Origin of the sequence: Micromonospora sp. NPDC050276 (assembly GCF_044459545.1) — a bacterium.
In the GTDB taxonomy this organism is placed as follows: domain Bacteria; phylum Actinomycetota; class Actinomycetes; order Mycobacteriales; family Micromonosporaceae; genus Micromonospora.
On the sequence record NZ_JBITJA010000018.1, the window covers coordinates 75,161 to 93,449 of the forward strand.

General features: G+C 70.5%; 19 protein-coding genes. 14 read left to right on the forward strand and 5 right to left on the reverse strand.

Annotated features, from left to right (window positions below):
- Positions 1-46 precede the first annotated feature (46 nt).
- Entirely contained in the window at positions 47-394 is a 348-nt protein-coding gene (locus ACIBF8_RS28575) for a PadR family transcriptional regulator (protein WP_396787019.1), read from the forward strand.
- The gene (locus ACIBF8_RS28580; RefSeq protein WP_396787020.1) at positions 391-1,464 is read left to right on the forward strand and encodes a hypothetical protein; all 1,074 of its coding nucleotides are present in this window, start codon (positions 391-393) and stop codon (positions 1,462-1,464) included. The genes ACIBF8_RS28575 and ACIBF8_RS28580 overlap by 4 nt, the downstream gene beginning before the upstream one ends.
- Here ACIBF8_RS28580 and ACIBF8_RS28585 read toward each other — a convergent pair.
- The gene (locus tag ACIBF8_RS28585; protein WP_396787021.1) at positions 1,461-1,853 is read right to left on the reverse strand and encodes a septum formation initiator; all 393 of its coding nucleotides are present in this window, start codon (positions 1,851-1,853) and stop codon (positions 1,461-1,463) included. The genes ACIBF8_RS28580 and ACIBF8_RS28585 overlap by 4 nt on opposite strands.
- A 148-nt stretch (positions 1,854-2,001) precedes the next feature.
- Here ACIBF8_RS28585 and ACIBF8_RS28590 point away from each other — a divergent pair, with 148 nt between their 5' ends.
- From ACIBF8_RS28590 to ACIBF8_RS28600, 3 genes are all read left to right on the forward strand, one after another.
- Positions 2,002-2,199, forward strand: coding sequence for a hypothetical protein (locus ACIBF8_RS28590; RefSeq protein WP_396787022.1), 198 nt, complete (start codon positions 2,002-2,004; stop codon positions 2,197-2,199).
- Positions 2,200-2,227: 28 nt separating this feature from the next.
- A complete protein-coding gene (locus ACIBF8_RS28595; RefSeq protein ID WP_396787023.1) occupies positions 2,228-2,782 on the forward strand; it encodes a DUF5872 domain-containing protein in 555 nt (184 codons plus the stop codon).
- 106 nt (positions 2,783-2,888) lie between these two features.
- Complete coding sequence (locus ACIBF8_RS28600) at positions 2,889-3,356, forward strand: PepSY domain-containing protein (protein ID WP_396787024.1); 468 nt, start codon at positions 2,889-2,891, stop codon at positions 3,354-3,356.
- A gap of 61 nt (positions 3,357-3,417) precedes the next feature.
- On the opposite strand, the gene ACIBF8_RS28605 is transcribed toward ACIBF8_RS28600, so the two are convergent.
- Positions 3,418-5,310 (reverse strand): ABC transporter ATP-binding protein, encoded by a 1,893-nt coding sequence (locus ACIBF8_RS28605; protein ID WP_396787025.1) that lies wholly within the window; start codon positions 5,308-5,310, stop codon positions 3,418-3,420.
- Positions 5,311-5,382: 72 nt separating this feature from the next.
- Here ACIBF8_RS28605 and ACIBF8_RS28610 point away from each other — a divergent pair, with 72 nt between their 5' ends.
- A complete protein-coding gene (locus ACIBF8_RS28610; protein ID WP_396787026.1) occupies positions 5,383-6,222 on the forward strand; it encodes an alpha/beta fold hydrolase in 840 nt (279 codons plus the stop codon).
- A gap of 174 nt (positions 6,223-6,396) precedes the next feature.
- Here ACIBF8_RS28610 and ACIBF8_RS28615 read toward each other — a convergent pair whose 3' ends face one another.
- Together ACIBF8_RS28615 and ACIBF8_RS28620 are read right to left on the reverse strand one after the other, a co-directional pair.
- Positions 6,397-7,647 (reverse strand): DUF222 domain-containing protein, encoded by a 1,251-nt coding sequence (locus ACIBF8_RS28615; protein WP_396787027.1) that lies wholly within the window; start codon positions 7,645-7,647, stop codon positions 6,397-6,399.
- Positions 7,648-7,856: 209 nt separating this feature from the next.
- A complete protein-coding gene (locus tag ACIBF8_RS28620; protein ID WP_396787028.1) occupies positions 7,857-9,059 on the reverse strand; it encodes a chitosanase in 1,203 nt (400 codons plus the stop codon).
- A 267-nt stretch (positions 9,060-9,326) separates the two neighbouring features.
- On the opposite strand from ACIBF8_RS28620, the gene ACIBF8_RS28625 reads away from it, so the two are divergent.
- The 3 genes from ACIBF8_RS28625 to ACIBF8_RS28635 all read left to right on the forward strand — a co-directional run bounded on the left by ACIBF8_RS28625 (position 9,327) and on the right by ACIBF8_RS28635 (position 11,373).
- Entirely contained in the window at positions 9,327-9,926 is a 600-nt protein-coding gene (locus ACIBF8_RS28625) for an RNA polymerase sigma factor (RefSeq protein ID WP_396787029.1), read from the forward strand.
- The gene (locus ACIBF8_RS28630; protein ID WP_396787030.1) at positions 9,923-10,636 is read left to right on the forward strand and encodes a hypothetical protein; all 714 of its coding nucleotides are present in this window, start codon (positions 9,923-9,925) and stop codon (positions 10,634-10,636) included. Before ACIBF8_RS28625 ends, ACIBF8_RS28630 begins: the two co-directional genes overlap by 4 nt.
- A 113-nt stretch (positions 10,637-10,749) precedes the next feature.
- Positions 10,750-11,373 (forward strand): hypothetical protein, encoded by a 624-nt coding sequence (locus tag ACIBF8_RS28635; RefSeq protein ID WP_396787031.1) that lies wholly within the window; start codon positions 10,750-10,752, stop codon positions 11,371-11,373.
- A 44-nt stretch (positions 11,374-11,417) separates the two neighbouring features.
- On the opposite strand, the gene ACIBF8_RS28640 is transcribed toward ACIBF8_RS28635, so the two are convergent.
- A complete protein-coding gene (locus ACIBF8_RS28640; RefSeq protein ID WP_396787032.1) occupies positions 11,418-13,043 on the reverse strand; it encodes a glycoside hydrolase family 43 protein in 1,626 nt (541 codons plus the stop codon).
- A 252-nt stretch (positions 13,044-13,295) separates the two neighbouring features.
- Here ACIBF8_RS28640 and ACIBF8_RS28645 point away from each other — a divergent pair, with 252 nt between their 5' ends.
- The 5 genes from ACIBF8_RS28645 to ACIBF8_RS28665 all read left to right on the forward strand — a co-directional run bounded on the left by ACIBF8_RS28645 (position 13,296) and on the right by ACIBF8_RS28665 (position 18,044).
- Positions 13,296-14,591 (forward strand): extracellular solute-binding protein, encoded by a 1,296-nt coding sequence (locus ACIBF8_RS28645; protein ID WP_396787033.1) that lies wholly within the window; start codon positions 13,296-13,298, stop codon positions 14,589-14,591.
- Between the two features lie 52 nt (positions 14,592-14,643).
- On the forward strand, positions 14,644-15,642 hold the full coding sequence (locus ACIBF8_RS28650; protein WP_396787034.1) for a carbohydrate ABC transporter permease: 999 nt from the start codon (positions 14,644-14,646) through the stop codon (positions 15,640-15,642).
- The gene (locus tag ACIBF8_RS28655) at positions 15,639-16,475 is read left to right on the forward strand and encodes a carbohydrate ABC transporter permease (protein ID WP_396787035.1); all 837 of its coding nucleotides are present in this window, start codon (positions 15,639-15,641) and stop codon (positions 16,473-16,475) included. Before ACIBF8_RS28650 ends, ACIBF8_RS28655 begins: the two co-directional genes overlap by 4 nt.
- An 87-nt stretch (positions 16,476-16,562) precedes the next feature.
- Positions 16,563-17,624, forward strand: coding sequence for a LacI family DNA-binding transcriptional regulator (locus tag ACIBF8_RS28660; protein WP_396787061.1), 1,062 nt, complete (start codon positions 16,563-16,565; stop codon positions 17,622-17,624).
- Between the two features lie 258 nt (positions 17,625-17,882).
- Positions 17,883-18,044 (forward strand): hypothetical protein, encoded by a 162-nt coding sequence (locus ACIBF8_RS28665; RefSeq protein WP_396787036.1) that lies wholly within the window; start codon positions 17,883-17,885, stop codon positions 18,042-18,044.
- Positions 18,045-18,289: the final 245 nt, after the last annotated feature.

Here is an 18,289-nt window from a genome sequence, read left to right on the forward strand (position 1 = left end):
TCTCGCCGCTCTTGCATATACCGACTATCGGTATATGCTCCCTGCTATGACTGAGGCTCCACTGCGGGAACCGACGTTCCTGGTGCTCACCGCGCTGGCGGAGGCGCCCCTGCACGGGTACGCCGTCATCGAGGACGTGCTGCGCATCTCCGACGGCCGGGTGCGGCTGCGCGCCGGCACCCTCTACGCCGTCCTCGACCGGCTCCGCGCCGACGGCCTCATCGAGGTCGAGCGCGAAGAAGTGGTGCAGTCGCGACTGCGCCGCTACTACCGCCTCACCGCCCTGGGCGCGCGGCGGCTCACCGAAGAGGCGTCCCGGCTGCGACACAACGCGGACGCCGCCCGGGTGCGGCTGCGCCGCGGCGGCCTACTCACCGACGGGGGTGCGGCGTGAGTAGCGACGAACTGGAACGCCGCTACCGGCGGCTGCTGGCCGTCTATCCGTGGGAACACCGTCGGGTGTACGAGGACGAGATGCTGGCGGTGCTCCTCGCCGGCGCGCGGCCGGGGCAGCGGCGACCCGGCGCCGCCGACGTGCGGAATCTGGTCGGCGCCGGGTTGCGGGCGCGGCTGCGGGTGGGCGCACGGGGGTTCACCGAGCCGAGCTGGGCGGACGCGGCGACGGTGACCGGCCTGCTGGCCGGGGTCGTCCTGCTGGCCCTCGCCGGGAAGGCGTTGCTCGACCAGCTCGTCCTCGTGCCGAGCCTGCCGCCCGGGTTCGAGCCGAGCGGCCCGGATCTCGTCGACTGGCTGGGCGTCGCCGGCTGGGCGGGCGTCTGCGCCGCGGTGCTGGTCGGGTGGCGTTGGGTCGCCGCTGCTCTGGCCTGGGCCGGCGTGCTCGGCTGGGGTGCGCTCGTCGCCCCGCAGACGGGTGACAACCCGACGTACGTGGTGGACACGTTGCCGCAGTTCGCCCTCGCCGTGGTGGCTGCCGGCGCGCTCACCGTGCCGGTGCCGCGCCGCCGGGTGATCGCGGTGCTGGGCGTACGCCGACTGCTGGCGCTGCTGCTCGCGCCGGCCGCGATGGTCGCGCTGTTGGTGACGAACCGGGTCACCAGCCCCGCGTTCGCCTTCGTCGGCGGTGGAGTCTCCTACCAGGTCTTCTATGACATCGAGGCGAGCAGTGAGCTGGTCCTGTGGCTCTACGTCGCGGGCCTGGCGGCCGCCGCGTTGGCCATGGTGATCGCGGTGGCCACGCTCACCCCGGAGGTACGTCGACGGATCGTCGTCATGCTCCTGCCCGTGGCAGCCCTCGCCCTGGTGATCGACAGCGTCCTCGCCGGTTGGGTCACCTCGACCATGAACATGGGGCACGCCATCCCCCTGGTGCCGGCGCAGTGGGCGATGCTGGTGCTCGTCGCGCCGGTGACCTTCCTGGCCGGGGCGCTACTCGTCCGACGTCGAGAGGAGACCCTGCGCATGGTCGCCCTCGGCCGGAACGCCGACCGCGAGCAGAACACCTAGTCGTCGGCGACGGCCACCGGTTCCGAGCCGATGCAGCGCACCTTCAACTCGTACTCCCGGCTCGCCCCCTGGAAGGTGACCTCGACGTCGTCGTCCGGGCCCGGGTCCACGTCGCGGACCCGGTAACCCTGCGCGGGCGCCCAGGAGACGAGGTGTACGCCGCCGGGGCCGCATTCGGCCACGGCCGTGCCGCCGTCGGTGGCGAACCCCCGCCGAGCCCCGGCGCTGGCGCTCGGCGCGGGGTTCGTCGTGCCTGCTCCGGCGGTGCCTGTCGGGCCCGGCCCGACGCCCGTGGTGCCGGCGGGCGCCGGCTCGGGCGAGGCGAGCGCCCGTTCGATCTCCGCCTCGCCGCGCACCCCGCCCGGGGTGCCGGTGATGCTCTCACCCACCAGCCGGATGGCACCCAACCCGATCAGGGGTGGCGACGGCGGCGGTGGCCACCCATTCGGTGGCGATGAGGATCGAACGGCGGCCCATCGAGGACGACCTGACGATTCGTACCCCTCGACCTGGCGCCCCGGCCCTCTCCCGGTCGGTGTGGCCGCCGACAACCTGACGGCGGCCGTGGACGCCCTGCTCGGCAACGTCTTCGCGCACACCCCCGACGGCACGCCGTTCGCCGTCCGGCTCGCCCGCGAGGTGGGCAAGGTGGGCGAGGTGGTCCTCACCGGCCCGGGCGGTGGCGCGCAGGTGCTGCTCCGGCTCGGGCCTCCGACGTCGCCGCAGGACGCATAGGCGCTGCGGTGCCGGGTAGCTGCCAGTCATGGCGCGGTATACGAAACCCGAGCTCAGAGAGCAGATCAAGGAAGAGGTAAAGGCGTCCGACAAGGGCGGCCGGCCGGGGCAGTGGTCGGCGCGTAAGTCGCAGCTGGTCACTCAGGAGTACAAGAGGCGCGGCGGCGAATTCCTGGGTCAAAAGGACGAACGGCAGAAGGCGCTCCAGCGCTGGGGCAACGAGAAGTGGCAGACCAAGGAGGGCGACACCAGGGCCCGCAAGGACGGCACGACGAGCCGTTACCTGCCCAAGAAGGCCTGGGACGAGATGTCGGAGAGCCAGAAGCGGGCGACCGACACGAAGAAGCGCGAAGCGTCCCGAACCGGCAAGCAGTACGTCGCCGACACCGGGCCGGCCAGGCGGGCGCGTCGCGACGCCACCACGGCCGGGCGGATGACGGAGATGTCGGTCACGGAGGCGGCCAAGTTGGTCCGTGGCCTCGACACCCGACAACTCAAGAGCGCGCTGCGGAACGAGCGGGCCAGCAAGGACCGCAAGACGCTCGTCCAGCGGCTGGAAGCGGAACTCAACCGGCGCGGCTGACCCGCCCCTCGACCGCCTTAACCCGGCCTCAGCGTCCGGACAGCGCGGCGCTATCCCGATCCGGCCGATCCTCGGAGTCGACAACCGAGGAGAGGTGGACACCACGATGAAGCGCACCAATCTGCTTCTGGCGTCGGTCGGCGGGTCGGCGGTGCTGGCGGTGGCCGGGGTCGCGCTCGGCGTCACCGCCGCGAACGACTCGCGGACCGGCGGCACGGCACTCGCCGCGGCAACCGGCGCGCCAACGGCCACCGTCGCGCCGGAGACCGCCGGTTCGCCGTCGACCCCATCGAGTACGTCATCGAGCACCGTGCCGTCCGGTACCCCATCGTCCGGCAGCGCGCCGACGGGCAGCGCGGTCGACGAGAAGCGCGCTGGCGAGATCGCGCTCGCCAAGGCCGGTGGCGGCCAGATCGTCGAGGTCGAAGCCGAGCAGGAGCACGGCCGGCCGGTGTGGAGCGTCGAGATCGTCGCGGGCGACACCGAGCATGAGGTGGATGTCGACCGGGACAACGGTTCGGTGGTCAAGGCCGAGCAGGAGCCGGTCGACGCCGACGACAACGACGCCGACTGACCGGCCGGTGTCACCGCCCGCGACGGAGATCATCGCGGCGGGCGGTGACACCACTTGGACGTCAGATGGCGACGCGTTGCTCCTGGACCGTCGGCTCCTCCTGGGCGAACTGGGTGCGGTACAACTCCTGGTAACGGCCGCCAGCGGCGAGCAGGTCACCGTGTCGCCCGCGTTCGACGATGCGTCCGTCCTCGACGACGAGGATCTGGTCGGCCGCCCGGATGGTGGAGAGCCGGTGCGCGATGACCACGCTCGTGCGGCCGGTCAGAGCTTCGGCGAGGGCGTCCTGAACCGCGGCCTCCGAGGTGGAGTCGAGATGCGCGGTGGCCTCGTCGAGGATGACCACGCGCGGACGGGCCAGCAGCAGCCGGGCGATGGTGAGTCGTTGCCGTTCCCCGCCGGACAGACGGTATCCGCGTTCGCCGACGACGGTGTCGAGCCCATCGGGCAGTGCGCGGATCAGGTCGTCGAGCCGGGCCCGCCGGAGCACCTCCCACATCTCGTCCTCGGTCGCGTCCGGCCGGGCGAACGCCAGGTTGGCCCGGATGCTCTCGTGGAAGAGGTGCCCGTCCTGGGTCACCACCCCCAACGCGGTCCGGATCGACTCGGACGACAGATCGCGCACGTCGACGTCGCCGAGCCGCACCGCACCGTCCTCGACGTCGTAGAGGCGGGGCACGAGCTGCGCGATCGTCGACTTGCCCGCCCCGGAGGAGCCGACGAGGGCGACCATCTGCCCCGCCTCGGCGCGGAACGACACCCCGTGCAGCACCTCCTCGCCGCCGCGCGTATCGAGCTTCGCCACGTCCTCCAGCGACGCGAGCGACACCTTGTCCGCTGACGGATAGCCGAACCGGACCTCGTCGAACTCCACCGCGACCGGGCCGTCGGGAAGGGGCCGGGCGTCGGACCTGTCGAGGATCAGTGGCTTGAGGTCGAGAACCTCGAACACCCGCTCGAAGCTCACCAGCGCGCTCATCACCTCGACGCGGGCACTGGCCAACGATGTCAACGGTGCGTACAGGCGCGACAGGAGCAGCGCGAGGGCGACCACCGTCCCGGCGTCGAGGCTGCCCCGCAGGGCGTAGAGACCACCGAGCCCGTAGACCAGGGCCAGCGCCAGCGAGCCCACGACCGTGAGCGCGGTGATGAAGACCCACTGCAGCATCGCGGCGCGGATGCCGATGTCGCGTACCCGTCGGGCCCGCACCGCGAACTCGGCGGACTCCTCGGCCGGCCGCCCGTACAGCTTGACCAGCGTGGCGCCGGGTGCGGAGAACCGCTCGGTCATCCGAGTGCTCATGGCCGCGTTGTGCTCGGCCGCTTCCCGCTGCAACTGGGCCAACCGTGAACCCATCCGGCGAGCCGGGAGAACGAAGATGGGCAGCAGGACGAGCGCCAGCAGCGTGATCTGCCAGGAGAAGGTCAGCATCACGGCCAACGTCAGGATCAGCGTGACGGCGTTGCCGACCACACTCGACAGGGTGTCGCTGAAGGCCCGCTGCGCGCCGATCACGTCGTTGTTCAGTCGACTGACCAGCGCGCCCGTACGGGTCCGGGTGAAGAACGCCACCGGCATGCGTTGAACGTGGTCGAAGACAGCCGTCCGCAGTTGGACGATCAACCCCTCACCGATGCTCGCGGAGAGAAATCGCGTCACCAGACCCAGGCCGGCCTCGGCGAGGGCGATCACGGCGATCAGCGCCGCCAACCGGATCACGACGCCGCTGTCGGCGCCGTCGACGATCGCGTCGACCACCCGGCCGGCGAGAACGGGCGCCGCCACGGTGAGAACCGCCGTCACCACACTCAACAGCAGGAACCTGATGATCAAAGTGCGGTGTGGCCGCGCGAACTGTGCGATGCGCTTCAACGTGGCGCGCGACAGCGGGCGCTCGTCCTGCGCGTTCATCGCGTGGTGCAGGGACATCCACGCGGTAACTTCCATACTCATTCGGTACCTCCGATGTCGGAGGCTAGGACCTCACCCGAGCTTCAGGTCAAGTCGCCACGCGATACTGTCGATGTGGACCAGGGCGTGCGCTGCGACGACGACTGCCGCCTGTGGGCGGAACAGGCCGGCACCGGGCTGCCTCTGGTGCTCTGTCACGGAGGGCCGGGGCTGTGGGACTATCTCGCCCCGGTAACCCGGCTGCTCGAAAACCATGCCCACACCATCCGATGGGATCAGCGCGGCTGTGGGCGCTCGCAGCGGCGCGGTCCGTACGGCATCGCCCGCTTCGTGGCCGATCTCGACGCGGTACGTGACCAGTTGGCCGGTCCACGGACGGCCCTGTTGGGCCATTCGTGGGGTGCGCACCTGGCGTTGCGGTACGCCATCGAACACCCCGAACGGGTCAGCCATCTGATCTACGTGTCCGGGACCGGCATCGATCCCGATCGTGGCTGGCACCCGCACTATGAGCGGAATCTTAGGCTGCGGCTCGGGCCCAATCTGGACCGGTGGGAGGCCCTCAGCGCGCGTGACCGCACGCCCGCAGAGGAACGTGAATGGGCCGTGCTGCAATCGTCGGCCGACTTCGCCAACCACGGCGTGGCACTGCGCCACGCCGATCGCATGGCCACGCCGTGGCTGGGCATCAACTATGACTGCAACAAGGCTGTCAACGCCGAGGTCAAGCAAGAGCTCGGCAAATCCGACATGGCCGCGCGGTGCGGAGCGCTCGACCTGCCCGTGCTGATCATCGACGGCACCGAGGACATCCGGCCCCGCTCGGCCGTCGACTCGCTGCACCGCGCGTTGGCCAACAGCAAACGGGTGAGTCTCGCCGGCGCCGGCCACCTTCCGTGGGTCGAGAATCCGCACGACTTCCGGCAGGCGGTCACCACGTTCCTGAGGCAATAGGGGTCGCCGGTCTTCCAGCCAGTCTTACCGCGATCTCGGGGACGGACGACCCCCGCCAGGGCAAGGGCGGGCCGGTGCTGGTCATCGGGCGGCACAGCCGGACCCCCGGATTCGCGATAGCGCAGCTGCGTAGCGAGTTGTCTCCGAAGGGTGCTATTTCTCTGCTGGCGGCTCCTATGCTCGTCGGTGGTAATGGTTGCGGCGGGGGATCTGTTCGGGGTCGAGCCAGGCGGGTGGAATGAACTCCGGATGTCCGTCGTCGCCGACTCGGACGGCCCAGTCAGTCTGGTGGACGTGGCGGTGGTGGTGGCCGCAGAGCAGGACGGCGTTGGTCAGGCTGGTGGCGCCGCCGTCGGCCCAGTGGTGGATGTGGTGGGCGTGGCACCAGCGGGGTGGTCGGTCGCATCCGGGGAACGCGCAGCCACGGTCGCGTAGCACGAGAGCGCGGCGTAGCGGCCCGGTGATGAGGCGGCGTTGTCGACCGACGTCGAGGACCTGGCCGGCGCCGCCGAGGACGGCGGGTAGCAGGGTGGCGTCGCAGGCGAGTCGGCGCACCGTGTCGGGGGTGAGGGTGAGGCCGGTGTCGAGGGTGCCGCTGCTCAGCTGCCGGGTCAGCCCGTCGTAGCTGGTGGTGACGACGATCTGAGCGGAATCGCCACCGCTGTCGGGCAACTCGCCGGTCCAGAGGGCGAGTCGGCACACCTCTGCGAGGGCGTCATGGCGTCGTTGACCGGGGGACCGGGAATCGTCCGGTCCGGACGGGGCAGTCAGTGGGTCGATGGCGGCGCGGAACAGGCCGGCGGTTTCGGCGTCGAGGGTGCCGGTGAGTCGGAGGCGGCCGTCGGTCTGCTCGGACAACGTGAGGTGCCGGTCGCGGGCGGCGCGTCGTGCTTCGGCTTCGAGGGCTGCCTGGGCGGCGGCGTCGGCGAGGTCGGGGGCGACGTGGTCGAGGATGCGGGTGCCGAGTTTGCGCAGGTGGGTGGGGTCGAACTGGCCGGCCCAGTCGACGAGCACGCCGACCGCCTTGTCGCCGGCCTCGGCACTGGCCGACCTCCTCACGGTGTCGACGGTGTCAGCGATGACCCGGGCCTGATCCAGGCTGATGGCGCCATCGGCCAGCGCTTGTCGGATGCCGGGGCTGCCGCTGTCCAGGGTGGTGGCGAGGTCGACGAGCCGGCGGGCGGCGGGAACGGTCAGCCGCAGTCGTTCGCTGAGCCAGACCGCAGTGCCGGAGGCTCCCTGTGTGCGGGGCGTGCCGCGACCGTCGAGCTCCCGGACCAGAGCAAGTTTCACGGCGGCGAGGCGGTGCTCCAAGCGATGCGCGGCATCGAGTGCGGCGACCAGCTCGTGCTCCGGGAGGGTCCAAGCGGGGGCGTCGACGCACGCGGCGATCGCGTCGTCTGCCTGCGCCAACTCCTCAACCATGCCCCGACACTAGAACAGGTGTACGACATCTTCAGTCAACATGATCGATTCGATCGGCAGGTCGTGGCCGGGCAGGTACGAGCAGGCGTCACGCGGCCGGGCTGGCCCCCCGCGGCCAGGCAAGTATCAGGCGGCGGGGCAGGGGCAGTGCGGCGGGGTCGTCGGCGAATGGAGATTCCGTGCAAGCGACCCCGCCACCACCCAGCGACCTAGCCGATGCGGAACTGGTCGCCGTAGACGGCGAACACCAACGGGGTGTTCAGGTTGAAGTTGCCGTTGTTGAGGAACACCCGCTGGGCGGTGTCGACGCGGGAGGTGTCCGAGTGGGCCTCCTCCTTCTTCATCTCGATGACCCGTTCGTCGAGGAAGGCGTTGAGCCAGGTCCGCTCGTCGCCGCCCTGGGCCGGCGGCTTGGCCCGAGTCAGGGCGCGGCTGCGGATCTGGCGCATGCCCTCGTACCCGTGCATGACCGCCGCGTCGTAGTAGGCGAACTGACCGAGCGCCCGGACCTGGTCGCTCTTGCCGTCGCGTACCGATGGGTTGAAGTAGACCCGGTCGCGTTCGGCCTCCTGGGCGGCCCGGAACACCGAGTCGTTGGCCGCGGTCCGCCAGTCGCGGGGGAAGTTGGGGTCCAGGCCGGCGTGCGACGGGGTGCCGTTGACGGCGCGCAGCGCCGGCAGGTAGCCGGCCAGCACGTTGCCCGGCTTGGTGCGGGTGTACGCCTCGACCAGTTCGAGCATGTCACCGGTGCCGGAGCAGAAGCCGATGATGCCGGCCGTGTAGCCTCGCCCGTCGCCGATGTCCTCGATGTAGGAGAACTGCGCGCGCCAGTCGAGCGAGGAGTTCTCCGCGGCCGAGACGAGCTGCATGGCGACGTCCTTCTTCGCCGGGTCGTCGAGGTTGGTCCCGCTCGGGGTGGTGGGGGTGGGGGTGCCGCCGCCGGGCAGGGTCCACTGCTGGTTGCTGGTGCCACCACAGGTCCAGATCTGCAGCCGGGCACCGTTTGCGGTACTCCGGTCGGTGACGTCGAGGCACTTGCCGGAGCCGGAGTTGACAAGCGCGCCGTTGCTGGCCGTCCACTTCTGCGCGCCGGTGTTGTTGCAGTCGTACAGCTGCACCTTGGCGCCGTTGGCGGTCGACGCGGCGGTGACGTCGAGGCACTTGCCGAGTGCGCGGATCGAGTTGTCGGTATTGCCGACGGTCCACGTCTGGGCCGCGCTGCCGTTGCAGTCGTAGAGCTGGACCGGCGTGCCGTTGGCCGAGTTGGCGCCGGCGACATCGATGCACTTGCCGGCGAGGCCGGTGATCGGCCCGGCGGTCGCGGCGCTCGCCGAGGGCAGGCCGAAGCCGACGACGGCGACGCCGATCAGCAGGGTGCCCACGACGTAGGCGGCTGTTCTCTGGTGAACCATGGTGTTCCTCGGGGAAGGGGCGGCGGGCCGCCGGCCGGTCGGTGGCACGCCGCGGCGGTTCGGCCCCGGCGGGCACCGCGAGCATCAGGAAACTGTATTAACAGATACCAGTACGTCGATTCCTCGTCAATCGACGACCGCGCGGTGTGACCGGACCTGTTCATGCTGTCGTTGGCGGGACGTTCCGGCCGTGACTATCGTCGGGGCGTAACTGATCAACGGGCCGGTCCATCGGAACCAGCACCGTCCGACGGACAGAAGATGGTCATGGAGTCGAGTCTGCGCGCCCGGGTGCGCGCCGGTGATCCCGGCGCGTTCGCCGAGCTGTTCGACCAGTACGCGCGCTCGGTGTACAACCACGCGTTCCGGCTCACCGCCGACTGGGCCACGGCCGAGGACGTCATGGCCGCCACGTACCTGCAAGCGTGGCGTTCCCGGGAGCGGGTCACCGAAGAGGGCGGATCGCTGCGCCCCTGGCTGCTCGGCATCGCCACCAACGAAGCCCGCAACCACACCCGCAGCAACCGCCGCTACCGTCGGGTGGCCGCCGCGCTGCTCGCCGCGGACGTCACCCTGCCCGACCACGCCGACGAGGTCGCCGGTCGGCTCGACGACAGCCGACGCATCGCCGCCGCCATCGACGCGTTGGCCCGGTTGCGCCGACCCGAGCGCGAGGTGCTGACCCTGTGCCTGTGGGAGGGCCTCGACTACGACTCCGCGGCGGAGGCGCTGGGTGTTCCGGTCGGCACGGTCCGGTCCCGGCTGTCGCGCGCTCGCGCTCGGCTGCGGACCCTCGTCGACGCCCCACCACGCGCCTCCCGACCGCCGGTCGTGGACGCCTCGCTCGTGCGGGAGGGCAGCCAGTGAGCGCGCCGGACCCGGCCGAGTGGGCGGAGATCGCCCCGCACCCCGGTGATCACGACCTGCCGGCGGACCGGCACGAGCTGCACCGGAGCCGTCTGTTGACGGCGATCGCGCAGGAGCCGCGTACCCAAAGAAGGGCCCGCCTGTCGCTGCGGCCCGCGCTCGCGGCGGCCGCCCTGGTCCTGGTCGCGGCCGGAATCGGCGCAGGGATCGCGGTCCGGTCCGGCGACGGGCCCCCGGCGGCGCTCCCGTCTCCCGAGCTGAGCGGCCCGGCCGCTCGACCGGCGTCACCGGGTCCGGCCGCCAAGACCCGGGGGTACGGCACGGTGCGCCAACTCACCGACACGGCCGACCTGGTGGTCCGTGGCGAGGTGACGTCGGTGGCGGACGGGAGGGCCGTCTACCGGGTGGCCGAGGTGCTCTACCACGCCCCGGACGCACCGGTGTCCGCCGAGATCACGGTGGCGGCGGAGTCGGTCGGGAGGGCGGGCCAACCGACCGTCCTCTACCTGGGGCTCAGCGACCCGGCGGCGCACGTCTACGCCCCGCTCGGCGGCGACTTCGGGATCTTCGACGTCGCCGGGGAGACGGTCACCAGCCGGTCGCCGGCGATGTCGGTGACCGGGCTGCGCACCGAGGACGCCACCGGGATGGGGCGCGCCTTCGACACCTCGCTGGCCGAGCTTCGCCAGCTCGCGCACGAGCGGGGTTGAGCCCGAGAAAAAGAATGGAACTCGGTGCCGGGCGCGCACAGATAGAGGGCGTAAGCAGTGCCGCGTTCCGAGCGAGACGACCCGGGACGGCACCGAGACGCGAGGAGCGTTCCATGGCAGTCGACCTCCGCCGTAACCGGTCTCTCTGGGCCACGGCCGCCGCCGTGCTCGCCGCGGCGGCGTTGTCCGCCTGCGGCAGCACCGGCGCCGCCGACCGGAGCGCCGCACCCGCCCCGGGCAGCGCCGCGCCGAGCAGCGCCACCCCGCCGACCGACGGCACGCCCCCGCCGGCCAAGGGCAAGCTGCGCGGGTACGGCACGGTGCGGCAGCTCAGTGAGGCCGCCGACCTGGTCGTCCGTGGCGAGGTCGAGGCGGCCGGATTCCGGGTCGACGAGGTGCTGCGGGCGACGGCCGGGTCCACCGTGCGGGCCGGAGCGCGGATCACGCTCGCCAGCCTGGACGCTCAGGTGGCGGACATGGCACACATGTCCACCCTCACGGCGGGCCAGGTCGTGGTGCTCTACCTCGCCCAGGACCCGACGGCCCCGACGTTCCGCACCCTCAGCGGCGACTTCGGCGTGTTCGACCTGAGCGGATCCGGCGCGGAGGCCGTCGCGGTGACCCGCTCGCAGACCATGGCCGTCAGCGGCCTGGTCGCCGAGGACCCGGCCGCGTCCGGTCACGGTTTCCGCACCACTCTCGGTCAGCTGCGCGCCGTCGCCGCCGAGGTCAAGTAGGACGAACTGGAGCGGACGGCACCCGGCGGGTGCCGTCCGCGTGGTCACTGCTCCCGGTAGGTGGCCAGGTCGAAGTCGGCGTACACGCCGTCGCCGCCCAGATCCTGCACCCACAGACCGAGGAACGACCCGGTGAAGCCCCACGCCGCCGGCTCACCGTCGATGATCAGCGCGGCGTGTTCGTCGGACAGGATGGTCGCGTCCAACTCGACCGATAGTCCCTGCCAGCCGTCGCCGAGGTCATAGTCGAAGCGCACCACCGGGCCGTCGAAGACGGCCCGCAGGCCGACCCGGGTGACGCCGCCGACATCGACGGTCAGATCGGGGTACGCGGTGCGCCGCCCATTGTCCGAACTGAGCAGCTCCAGCACGGTCCGCCCGTCGTCGGCGCGGGTCAGGTAGAGGTGGTGCCAGTTCAGGGTGTTGTAGTAGGCGGTGATTCCGGCGAGTTGACGATGGTCGGCCGGTTTGAACTCCACCACCGTCTCCAGAGAGCAGCGCATCGCGCCGACGCGTCGCGCGACCAGGCTGGGGGCCTGTCGACCGACCGGCGACTGCCCGCCGTGGACCCGCAGGTGCGACGGGCGGGTGCGCAGGTCGACCCAGTCCGGGGTCGCCGGCCGACGCAGCGTCGACCAGCACCGGCCCAGCTCGGGGGCGTCGAAGTGGTCGGTCTCCGGCTCCGCCGGCCACGGATGCGCGGGCAGGTTGGGCGCGACGACCTCATCCGCGGGCACCCCTCCGGCGATCCGGGGCCAGCCGCCCGACGGCCACTCGACCCGCTGGATCGCGGTCTCCCGGCCCAGCACGCAACTGCCCAGCGGGGAGTACGGGCGGCCGACCAGGTGAGCCAGGTACCACTCGCCGTCCTGGGTGCGGACCAGGCTGCCGTGCCCCGCCTTCTGCAAGCGCAGGTCGGGCCGGTGGACCGAGGTGAGCAGCGGCCCGGCCGGATCCACCTCGTACGGCCCGAACAACTCCCGGGACCGCGCCACGGTGACCTGGTGCTCCCAGCTGGTGCCGCCCTCGGCGGTGATCAGCCAGTACCAGCCGTCGTGGCGGTACAGGTGCGGACCCTCGGTGACGCCGACCGGGGTGCCGGTGAACAGGATCCGAGGGCTGCCGACCAGGCGGCGCGCGGCCCGGTCGTACTGCTGGATCTCGATGCCGCCGAAGCGGTCCCGGCCGGGGCGCCAGTCCGCGCTCATGCTCAGTAGCCAACTGGTGCCGTCGTCGTCGTGGAACAGCGCCGCGTCGAATCCGCGCCCGTGCAGCTTCACCGGGTCCGACCAGGGGCCGGCGATGTCGTCGGCGGTGACGAGGAAGTTCTGAGGATCCCAGTAACCGCTGGCGAAGCTCGCCACGTCGCTGTAGACGAGGTGGAACTGACCGTCCTGGTACGTGAGGTCGGGCGCCCACACCCCGTTGGAGTCGCCGCAGCCGCGCAGGTCGAGCAGGCGTCGCTCGGTGATGATCCCACCCAGGCTGCGCCAGTTGACGAGATCACGCGAATGGTGCACGAGCACGCCCGGATACCACTCGAAGGTCGAGGTGGCCAGGTAGTAGTCATCGCCGACGCGCAGGATCGACGGGTCCGGGTGGAACCCGGCGAGGACGGGATTGCGGATCGACCGGGTAGCGGTCGCCACGTTAGCGATGTCGGTCGACACGAGGGCTCCTCTGGACGGGCTGTCTGGAACTTCCGGAAAATTGCTGTCCCGGATTGCTAGAAGTCCTGCCTACGCTAGCCGGTCTTTTCGCAATAGGACAGAGGTCTTGACCGTTGCGGAAACAGCTCGTAGCGTGCCGGCCATCGATCGGTAATACCGGCGAAGCATTGAAAGTTTCGGAGATCCATAGATCGCCAGCCCGCCGGCTCAGCCGGCGTCCGAGCACCCCCTGAGTCCCCGAAGGGATGGATCATGACTACGCACCTCTCCCGCCGAACGCTGCTCGGCCTCGCCGGTGCCGGCGCCGGCGCGTACCTGCTGAGCGCCTGTGGCGGCGACGGCGAGTCCAGCGACCCCAACGCGCCGCAGACCATCAACTGGTGGCACATTCAGAACACCGAACCGATGTTGCCGGTCTGGGCCGCCATGGCCAACGAGTACAAGACCGCACACAGCAACGTCACGTTCACCATCCAGCCGCTGGAGAACGAGGCGTTCAAGGCCAAGCTCACCACCGCCACCCAGGCCGGCGACCCGCCGGACCTGTTCCAGTCGTGGGGCGGCGGCGTGCTCAAGCAGCAGGTCGACGCGGGCCTGGTCAAGGACCTCACCGACGACGTCAAGTCGTTGGTCGACGGCATCCTGCCCGCCGCGATGCAGCCGTACACGATCGACGGCAAGATCTACGGCATCCCGTTCGACATCGGCATGGTCGGGTTCTGGTACAACAAGGATCTCTTCACCCGTGCCGGCATCACCGAGGCCCCCACCACCTGGGCCGGCCTGCTCGACGTGGTCGGCAAGCTCAAGACCGCCGGCATCACGCCGGTCGCCCTGGCCGGCAAGGACAAGTGGCCGGCCCACTTCTACTGGTCCTACCTCGCGATGCGGATCGGTGGGGTGGGCGCGCTGCAGAAGGCCGTCGACGACAAGAACTTCGACACCCCCGACCTCGCCGCCGCAGGCGAGCGGCTCAAGGAGCTCGTCGACCTGCAACCCTTCCAGAAGGGATTCCTCGGCGCCGAATACGGCTCGCCGGACGGACAGGCCGCCACCATGGGCAACGGCGGCGCCGCCATGGAGCTGATGGGGCAGTGGGCGCCGGCTGTGCAGGCCTCCAGCTCGACCAGTAAGAAGGGCATCGGCGACAAGCTCGGCTTCTTCCCGTTCCCCGCCGTGGACGGCGGCAAGGGCACCGCCACCGAGGTCTTCGGCGGCGGCAACGGCTTCGCCGTCGGCAAGGACGCACCCGCTGCCACCATCGACTTCCTGAAGTTCCTGCTGAGCGCCGACAACCAGCGCCGGTCCGCCAAGACCGGCGCGGTGCTGCCGACCGTCGAGGCCGCCACCTCGGCCATTCCCGACGCCAACGGCAAGGTCGTCGCGGAGACGCTGGCCAAGAACACCGGCTTCCAGCTCTACCTCGACCAGGCGTACGCACCCGCGCTCGGGCAGCAGATCAACGACAGCGTCGCCGAGATCATCGCCGGCAAGAAGCAGCCGGCGGCGATCCTCAAGGACATCACGCAGGTGGCGAAGACCGTCTGACCGTGACCCGTCATCCATCCGTAGCCGGTCGTAGAACCCGAGTGGAGCAGGCATGACCAGGCCATCGACCGTGTCGGACACGAGGCGCGGCGACCCGGCGACCGATCCGCCGGCACCGGGGCCGGGCACCGCGCGACGGCGCGGCCGCCGGCCCCGGCCAGGCCGGGGTGGTGTCCTCGCCGTGTTCCTGGCGCCTGCCCTGGCGCTGTTCCTGCTGTTGGTCCTCGCCCCCATCGTGGTGGCCGGCTACGCCAGCCTCTACAAGTGGAACGGCTTCGGGCTGCCGGAGAACTTCATCGGGCTGGACAACTACACCCGCGCGTTCGGCGACCCGACCTTCCGCGGCGACCTGCGGCGCGGCCTCGTGCTGGTGGTGCTCTCCCTGGTCGTGCAGCTGCCCGCCGCGCTGGCCCTGGCCATGCTGCTCAACCAGCCACTTCGCGGCCGGGCCGTCTATCGGCTGATCTTCTTCGCTCCGTACGTGCTCTCCGAGGTCACCACGGCCGTCCTGTTCACCTTGGTCTTCTCACCCAACCGAGGGCTGGGCGAGGGGGTGGCCCGGTGGCTGGGCGCCGACGCGGGCACGGTCTTCGCCGACCCGGACACCGTCCTGTTCGCCGTCTTCCTGGTGGTGTCCTGGAAGTACTTCGGCCTCTACATGATGCTCTTTCTGGCCGCCCGCCAGGGCATCCCGAAGGAGTTGTCGGAGGCCGCCGTCACCGACGGTGCCACCGCCTGGCAGGCGTTCCGACACGTCACGCTGCCCCTGCTCGGCCCGACGATCCGGATCAGCGTGTTTCTGTCGGTCATCGGCACCATCCAGTTGTTCGACATGGTCTGGGTGCTCACCGGCGGCGGTCCGATCCACACCTCGGAGACCCTGGCCGTCACGATGTACCAGTACGGCTTCAAGCGTTTCGAGGTTGGCTACGCCAGCGCGATCAGCATCATCATGTTCCTGCTGAGCCTCGTCTTCGCCCTCTTCTACCAGCGCATCGTCCTGCGTCGTGACACCGCGGGTGCGATCACCAACCAGGGAGGCCAGCGATGACCGCCACGGCGAGCCGCGCCCCGCGGACCCGCAGTGTCGTCCTGCACCTCGTCTGCATCATCGTCGGCGCACTCATCGTCGTGCCGGTGTGGTTCGGCGTGCTCGGCGGCTTCAAGGACAACGGCCAGCTGTCCACCAACCCGCTGGGCTGGCCCGACCCCTGGGTGCCGAACTACCTGGAGATCCTGAGCGACGGGGTGTTCTGGCGGCAGCTCGGCAACAGTCTCCTCATCGCCGCGAGCAGCACCCTCATCGTGGTGGCCGCGGCGGCGATGGCGGCGTTCGTCTTCGCGCGGTACGCCTTCCGGGGCCGCGAGTTCCTGGTGACCCTGTTCGCGATCGGGCTGATGTTCCCGTTCGCGGTGGCCATCCTGCCGCTGTTCGTTCTGCTGCGCGGCATGGGTCTGCTGGACAATCCGCTCGGTGTCATCCTCCCGCAGGCCGCCTTCGGGCTGCCGATCACCATCATCATCCTGCGCCAGTTCTTCCGTACCATCCCGGCCGAGGTCGAGGAGGCCGCAGTTCTCGACGGCTGCGGCTCCTTCGGGTTCTTCTGGCGGGTCCTGCTGCCGATGGCCCGTCCCGCCCTGGCCACCGTGTCGGTGCTGGCCATCGTGACCAGCTGGAACAACTTCATGCTGCCGCTGGTCGTCTTCAGCGACCAGAGCTGGTGGACCCTGCCGGTCGGGGTTCAGGCGTTCCAGGGCCAGTACGCCGACGACACCGCCCGGGTGCTCGCCTATGTCGTGCTGTCCATGCTGCCGGCCCTGGGCTTCTATGCCGTGGCCGAACGCCAACTCATCGGTGGCCTCACCGGCAGCGTCAAGGGATGACATCGCACCACCGCGAGTAGACCTGATTTCCAGCTGGACGCAGGGGGGACCGTGGGCACGGAGAACGGCCGAAACGTCACCATCGCCATGATCGCGCGGTTGGCCGGAGTCTCCGTGCCCACCGTCTCCCGGGTCATCAACGGCCGCTCCGACGTCGCCCCCGACACGCGGGAACGCGTCGAGGCGCTCCTCAACCGACACGGCTACCGCCGCCGGTCACCGGCCCGGCGCACCGATGCCGCCCTCATCGACCTGGTCTTCAACGATCTGGACAGCCCCTGGGCCGTGGAGATCATCCGTGGCGTGGAGGACGTCGGCCAGACCAGCGGCGTCGGCACCGTCGTGTCGGCCATCCACTGGCGCATCTCGTCGGCCAAGCAGTGGCTCGACAACATGCGGACGCGCTCCACCGAGGGAATCATCTTCGTGACCTCGATGGTGAACCCACCGTTGCAGGCTGAGCTGCGCCGGCTCCGCCTGCCGGTCGTCATCATCGACCCGGCCGGGGTGGACCCGCAGGAGTCACCCACCATCGGCGCCACCAACTGGGCCGGCAGCCTGAGCGCCAACCAGTACCTGATCAGCCTGGGTCACCGCCGCATCGGCTTCATCGCCGGCCCACCGCACCTGATGTGCAGCCGGGCCCGGATGGACGGCTACCGGGCCGCGCTCGGCGCCGCCGACATCCCCGTCGACGACACCCTGATCCGCCCCGGGAACTTCTACCACGAGGCCGGCTTCACCGCGGGTATGCAACTGCTGGCCCTACCGGATCCACCCACCGCCATCTTCGCCTCCAGCGACCAGATGGCACTCGGCGTCTACGAGGCGGTCCGCAAGCGGGGCCTGCGCGTGCCCGACGACATCAGCGTGGTCGGTTTCGACGACCTGCCGGAGGTCCGGTGGTGCTCGCCGCCGCTGACCACCGTTCGTCAACCCCTGGCCGAGATGGGCATGCTGGCCGCACGGACAGTGCTGCGCCTCGCCGGCGGCGAGAGGACCGAGAGTCCTCGGGTCGAACTCGCCACCGAGCTCATCGTCCGGGATAGTGCCGCGCCCCCACGGCGACCGGCGCCGGTGCCGTCCGCGTCCACCTTGGTGCCCAGGACCAGGGCGACCGGCGCGTCCGGCACCTCGGCCTCGCCGTAGAGGCGGCCCTCGGCGGTGTCGCGGATCCACCTCACGCTGGCCACGGTGCCTCCGGTCAGCGCCACCGCCCCCACCACGAGCACACTGGAAGATAAAGATATTTGTCTATGGACAGGTACTCACTGTTAGCGCTAACGTGACGGACGGTCGTCGAAACCCCAGGGGCGCCGCAGCGGCCGGGACAGTTGTGCGACGACAACCCGTCTGCCCACCTGCCCAGCCGACGTCACTGAGCGGGGGCCCAAGGCCGGGCCGCCCGTGACGACGACCGTCGGTTCCAGCCCCGGTCGCCGGGTGGCGTCCCGCTGTTCGGAGTCCGGGCCCGAGCAGCGGGACGCCGCCCGGCCCGAGCCACACCCGTCGAGCGACACGACCGAGAACGCGGTGCAGGCGAACATCACCGCCGCCGGGCACCGCTGAGCCCGCCGTGGCCCGGCTCCGGAAGATTCCCCAGCCGGGCCACGGGCCGCCCAGGCAGCCGACGGGGTACGCCGACCCGGCGCGGCCATCGGTCACCGGATCAGCTGCGGGTCCAGTTCCAGTGCCACGCATCTTGAGATATCCGAGCCGAGAGTGCCATTGTGATACGTCGATGAAGAGCCGCGCGCGGGGCTGACGTCCGTCCACTGGGCAGCCGGGATCCAGATGTGATCTCCGGGGGACGG

Bases quoted from the DNA above. Each gene is read 5' to 3' on its own strand.
- ACIBF8_RS28575 (WP_396787019.1), top strand. From the start codon at position 47: ATGACTGAGGCTCCACTGCGGGAACCGACGTTCCTGGTGCTCACCGCG.
- ACIBF8_RS28595 (WP_396787023.1), top strand. From the start codon at position 2,228: ATGGCGCGGTATACGAAACCCGAGCTCAGAGAGCAGATCAAGGAAGAG.
- ACIBF8_RS28600 (WP_396787024.1), top strand. From the start codon at position 2,889: ATGAAGCGCACCAATCTGCTTCTGGCGTCGGTCGGCGGGTCGGCGGTG.
- ACIBF8_RS28605 (WP_396787025.1), bottom strand. From the start codon at position 5,310: ATGAGTATGGAAGTTACCGCGTGGATGTCCCTGCACCACGCGATGAAC.
- ACIBF8_RS28615 (WP_396787027.1), bottom strand. From the start codon at position 7,647: ATGGTTGAGGAGTTGGCGCAGGCAGACGACGCGATCGCCGCGTGCGTC.
- ACIBF8_RS28620 (WP_396787028.1), bottom strand. From the start codon at position 9,059: ATGGTTCACCAGAGAACAGCCGCCTACGTCGTGGGCACCCTGCTGATC.
- ACIBF8_RS28625 (WP_396787029.1), top strand. From the start codon at position 9,327: ATGGAGTCGAGTCTGCGCGCCCGGGTGCGCGCCGGTGATCCCGGCGCG.
- ACIBF8_RS28635 (WP_396787031.1), top strand. From the start codon at position 10,750: ATGGCAGTCGACCTCCGCCGTAACCGGTCTCTCTGGGCCACGGCCGCC.
- ACIBF8_RS28645 (WP_396787033.1), top strand. From the start codon at position 13,296: ATGACTACGCACCTCTCCCGCCGAACGCTGCTCGGCCTCGCCGGTGCC.
- ACIBF8_RS28650 (WP_396787034.1), top strand. From the start codon at position 14,644: ATGACCAGGCCATCGACCGTGTCGGACACGAGGCGCGGCGACCCGGCG.
- ACIBF8_RS28655 (WP_396787035.1), top strand. From the start codon at position 15,639: ATGACCGCCACGGCGAGCCGCGCCCCGCGGACCCGCAGTGTCGTCCTG.
- ACIBF8_RS28660 (WP_396787061.1), top strand. From the start codon at position 16,563: ATGATCGCGCGGTTGGCCGGAGTCTCCGTGCCCACCGTCTCCCGGGTC.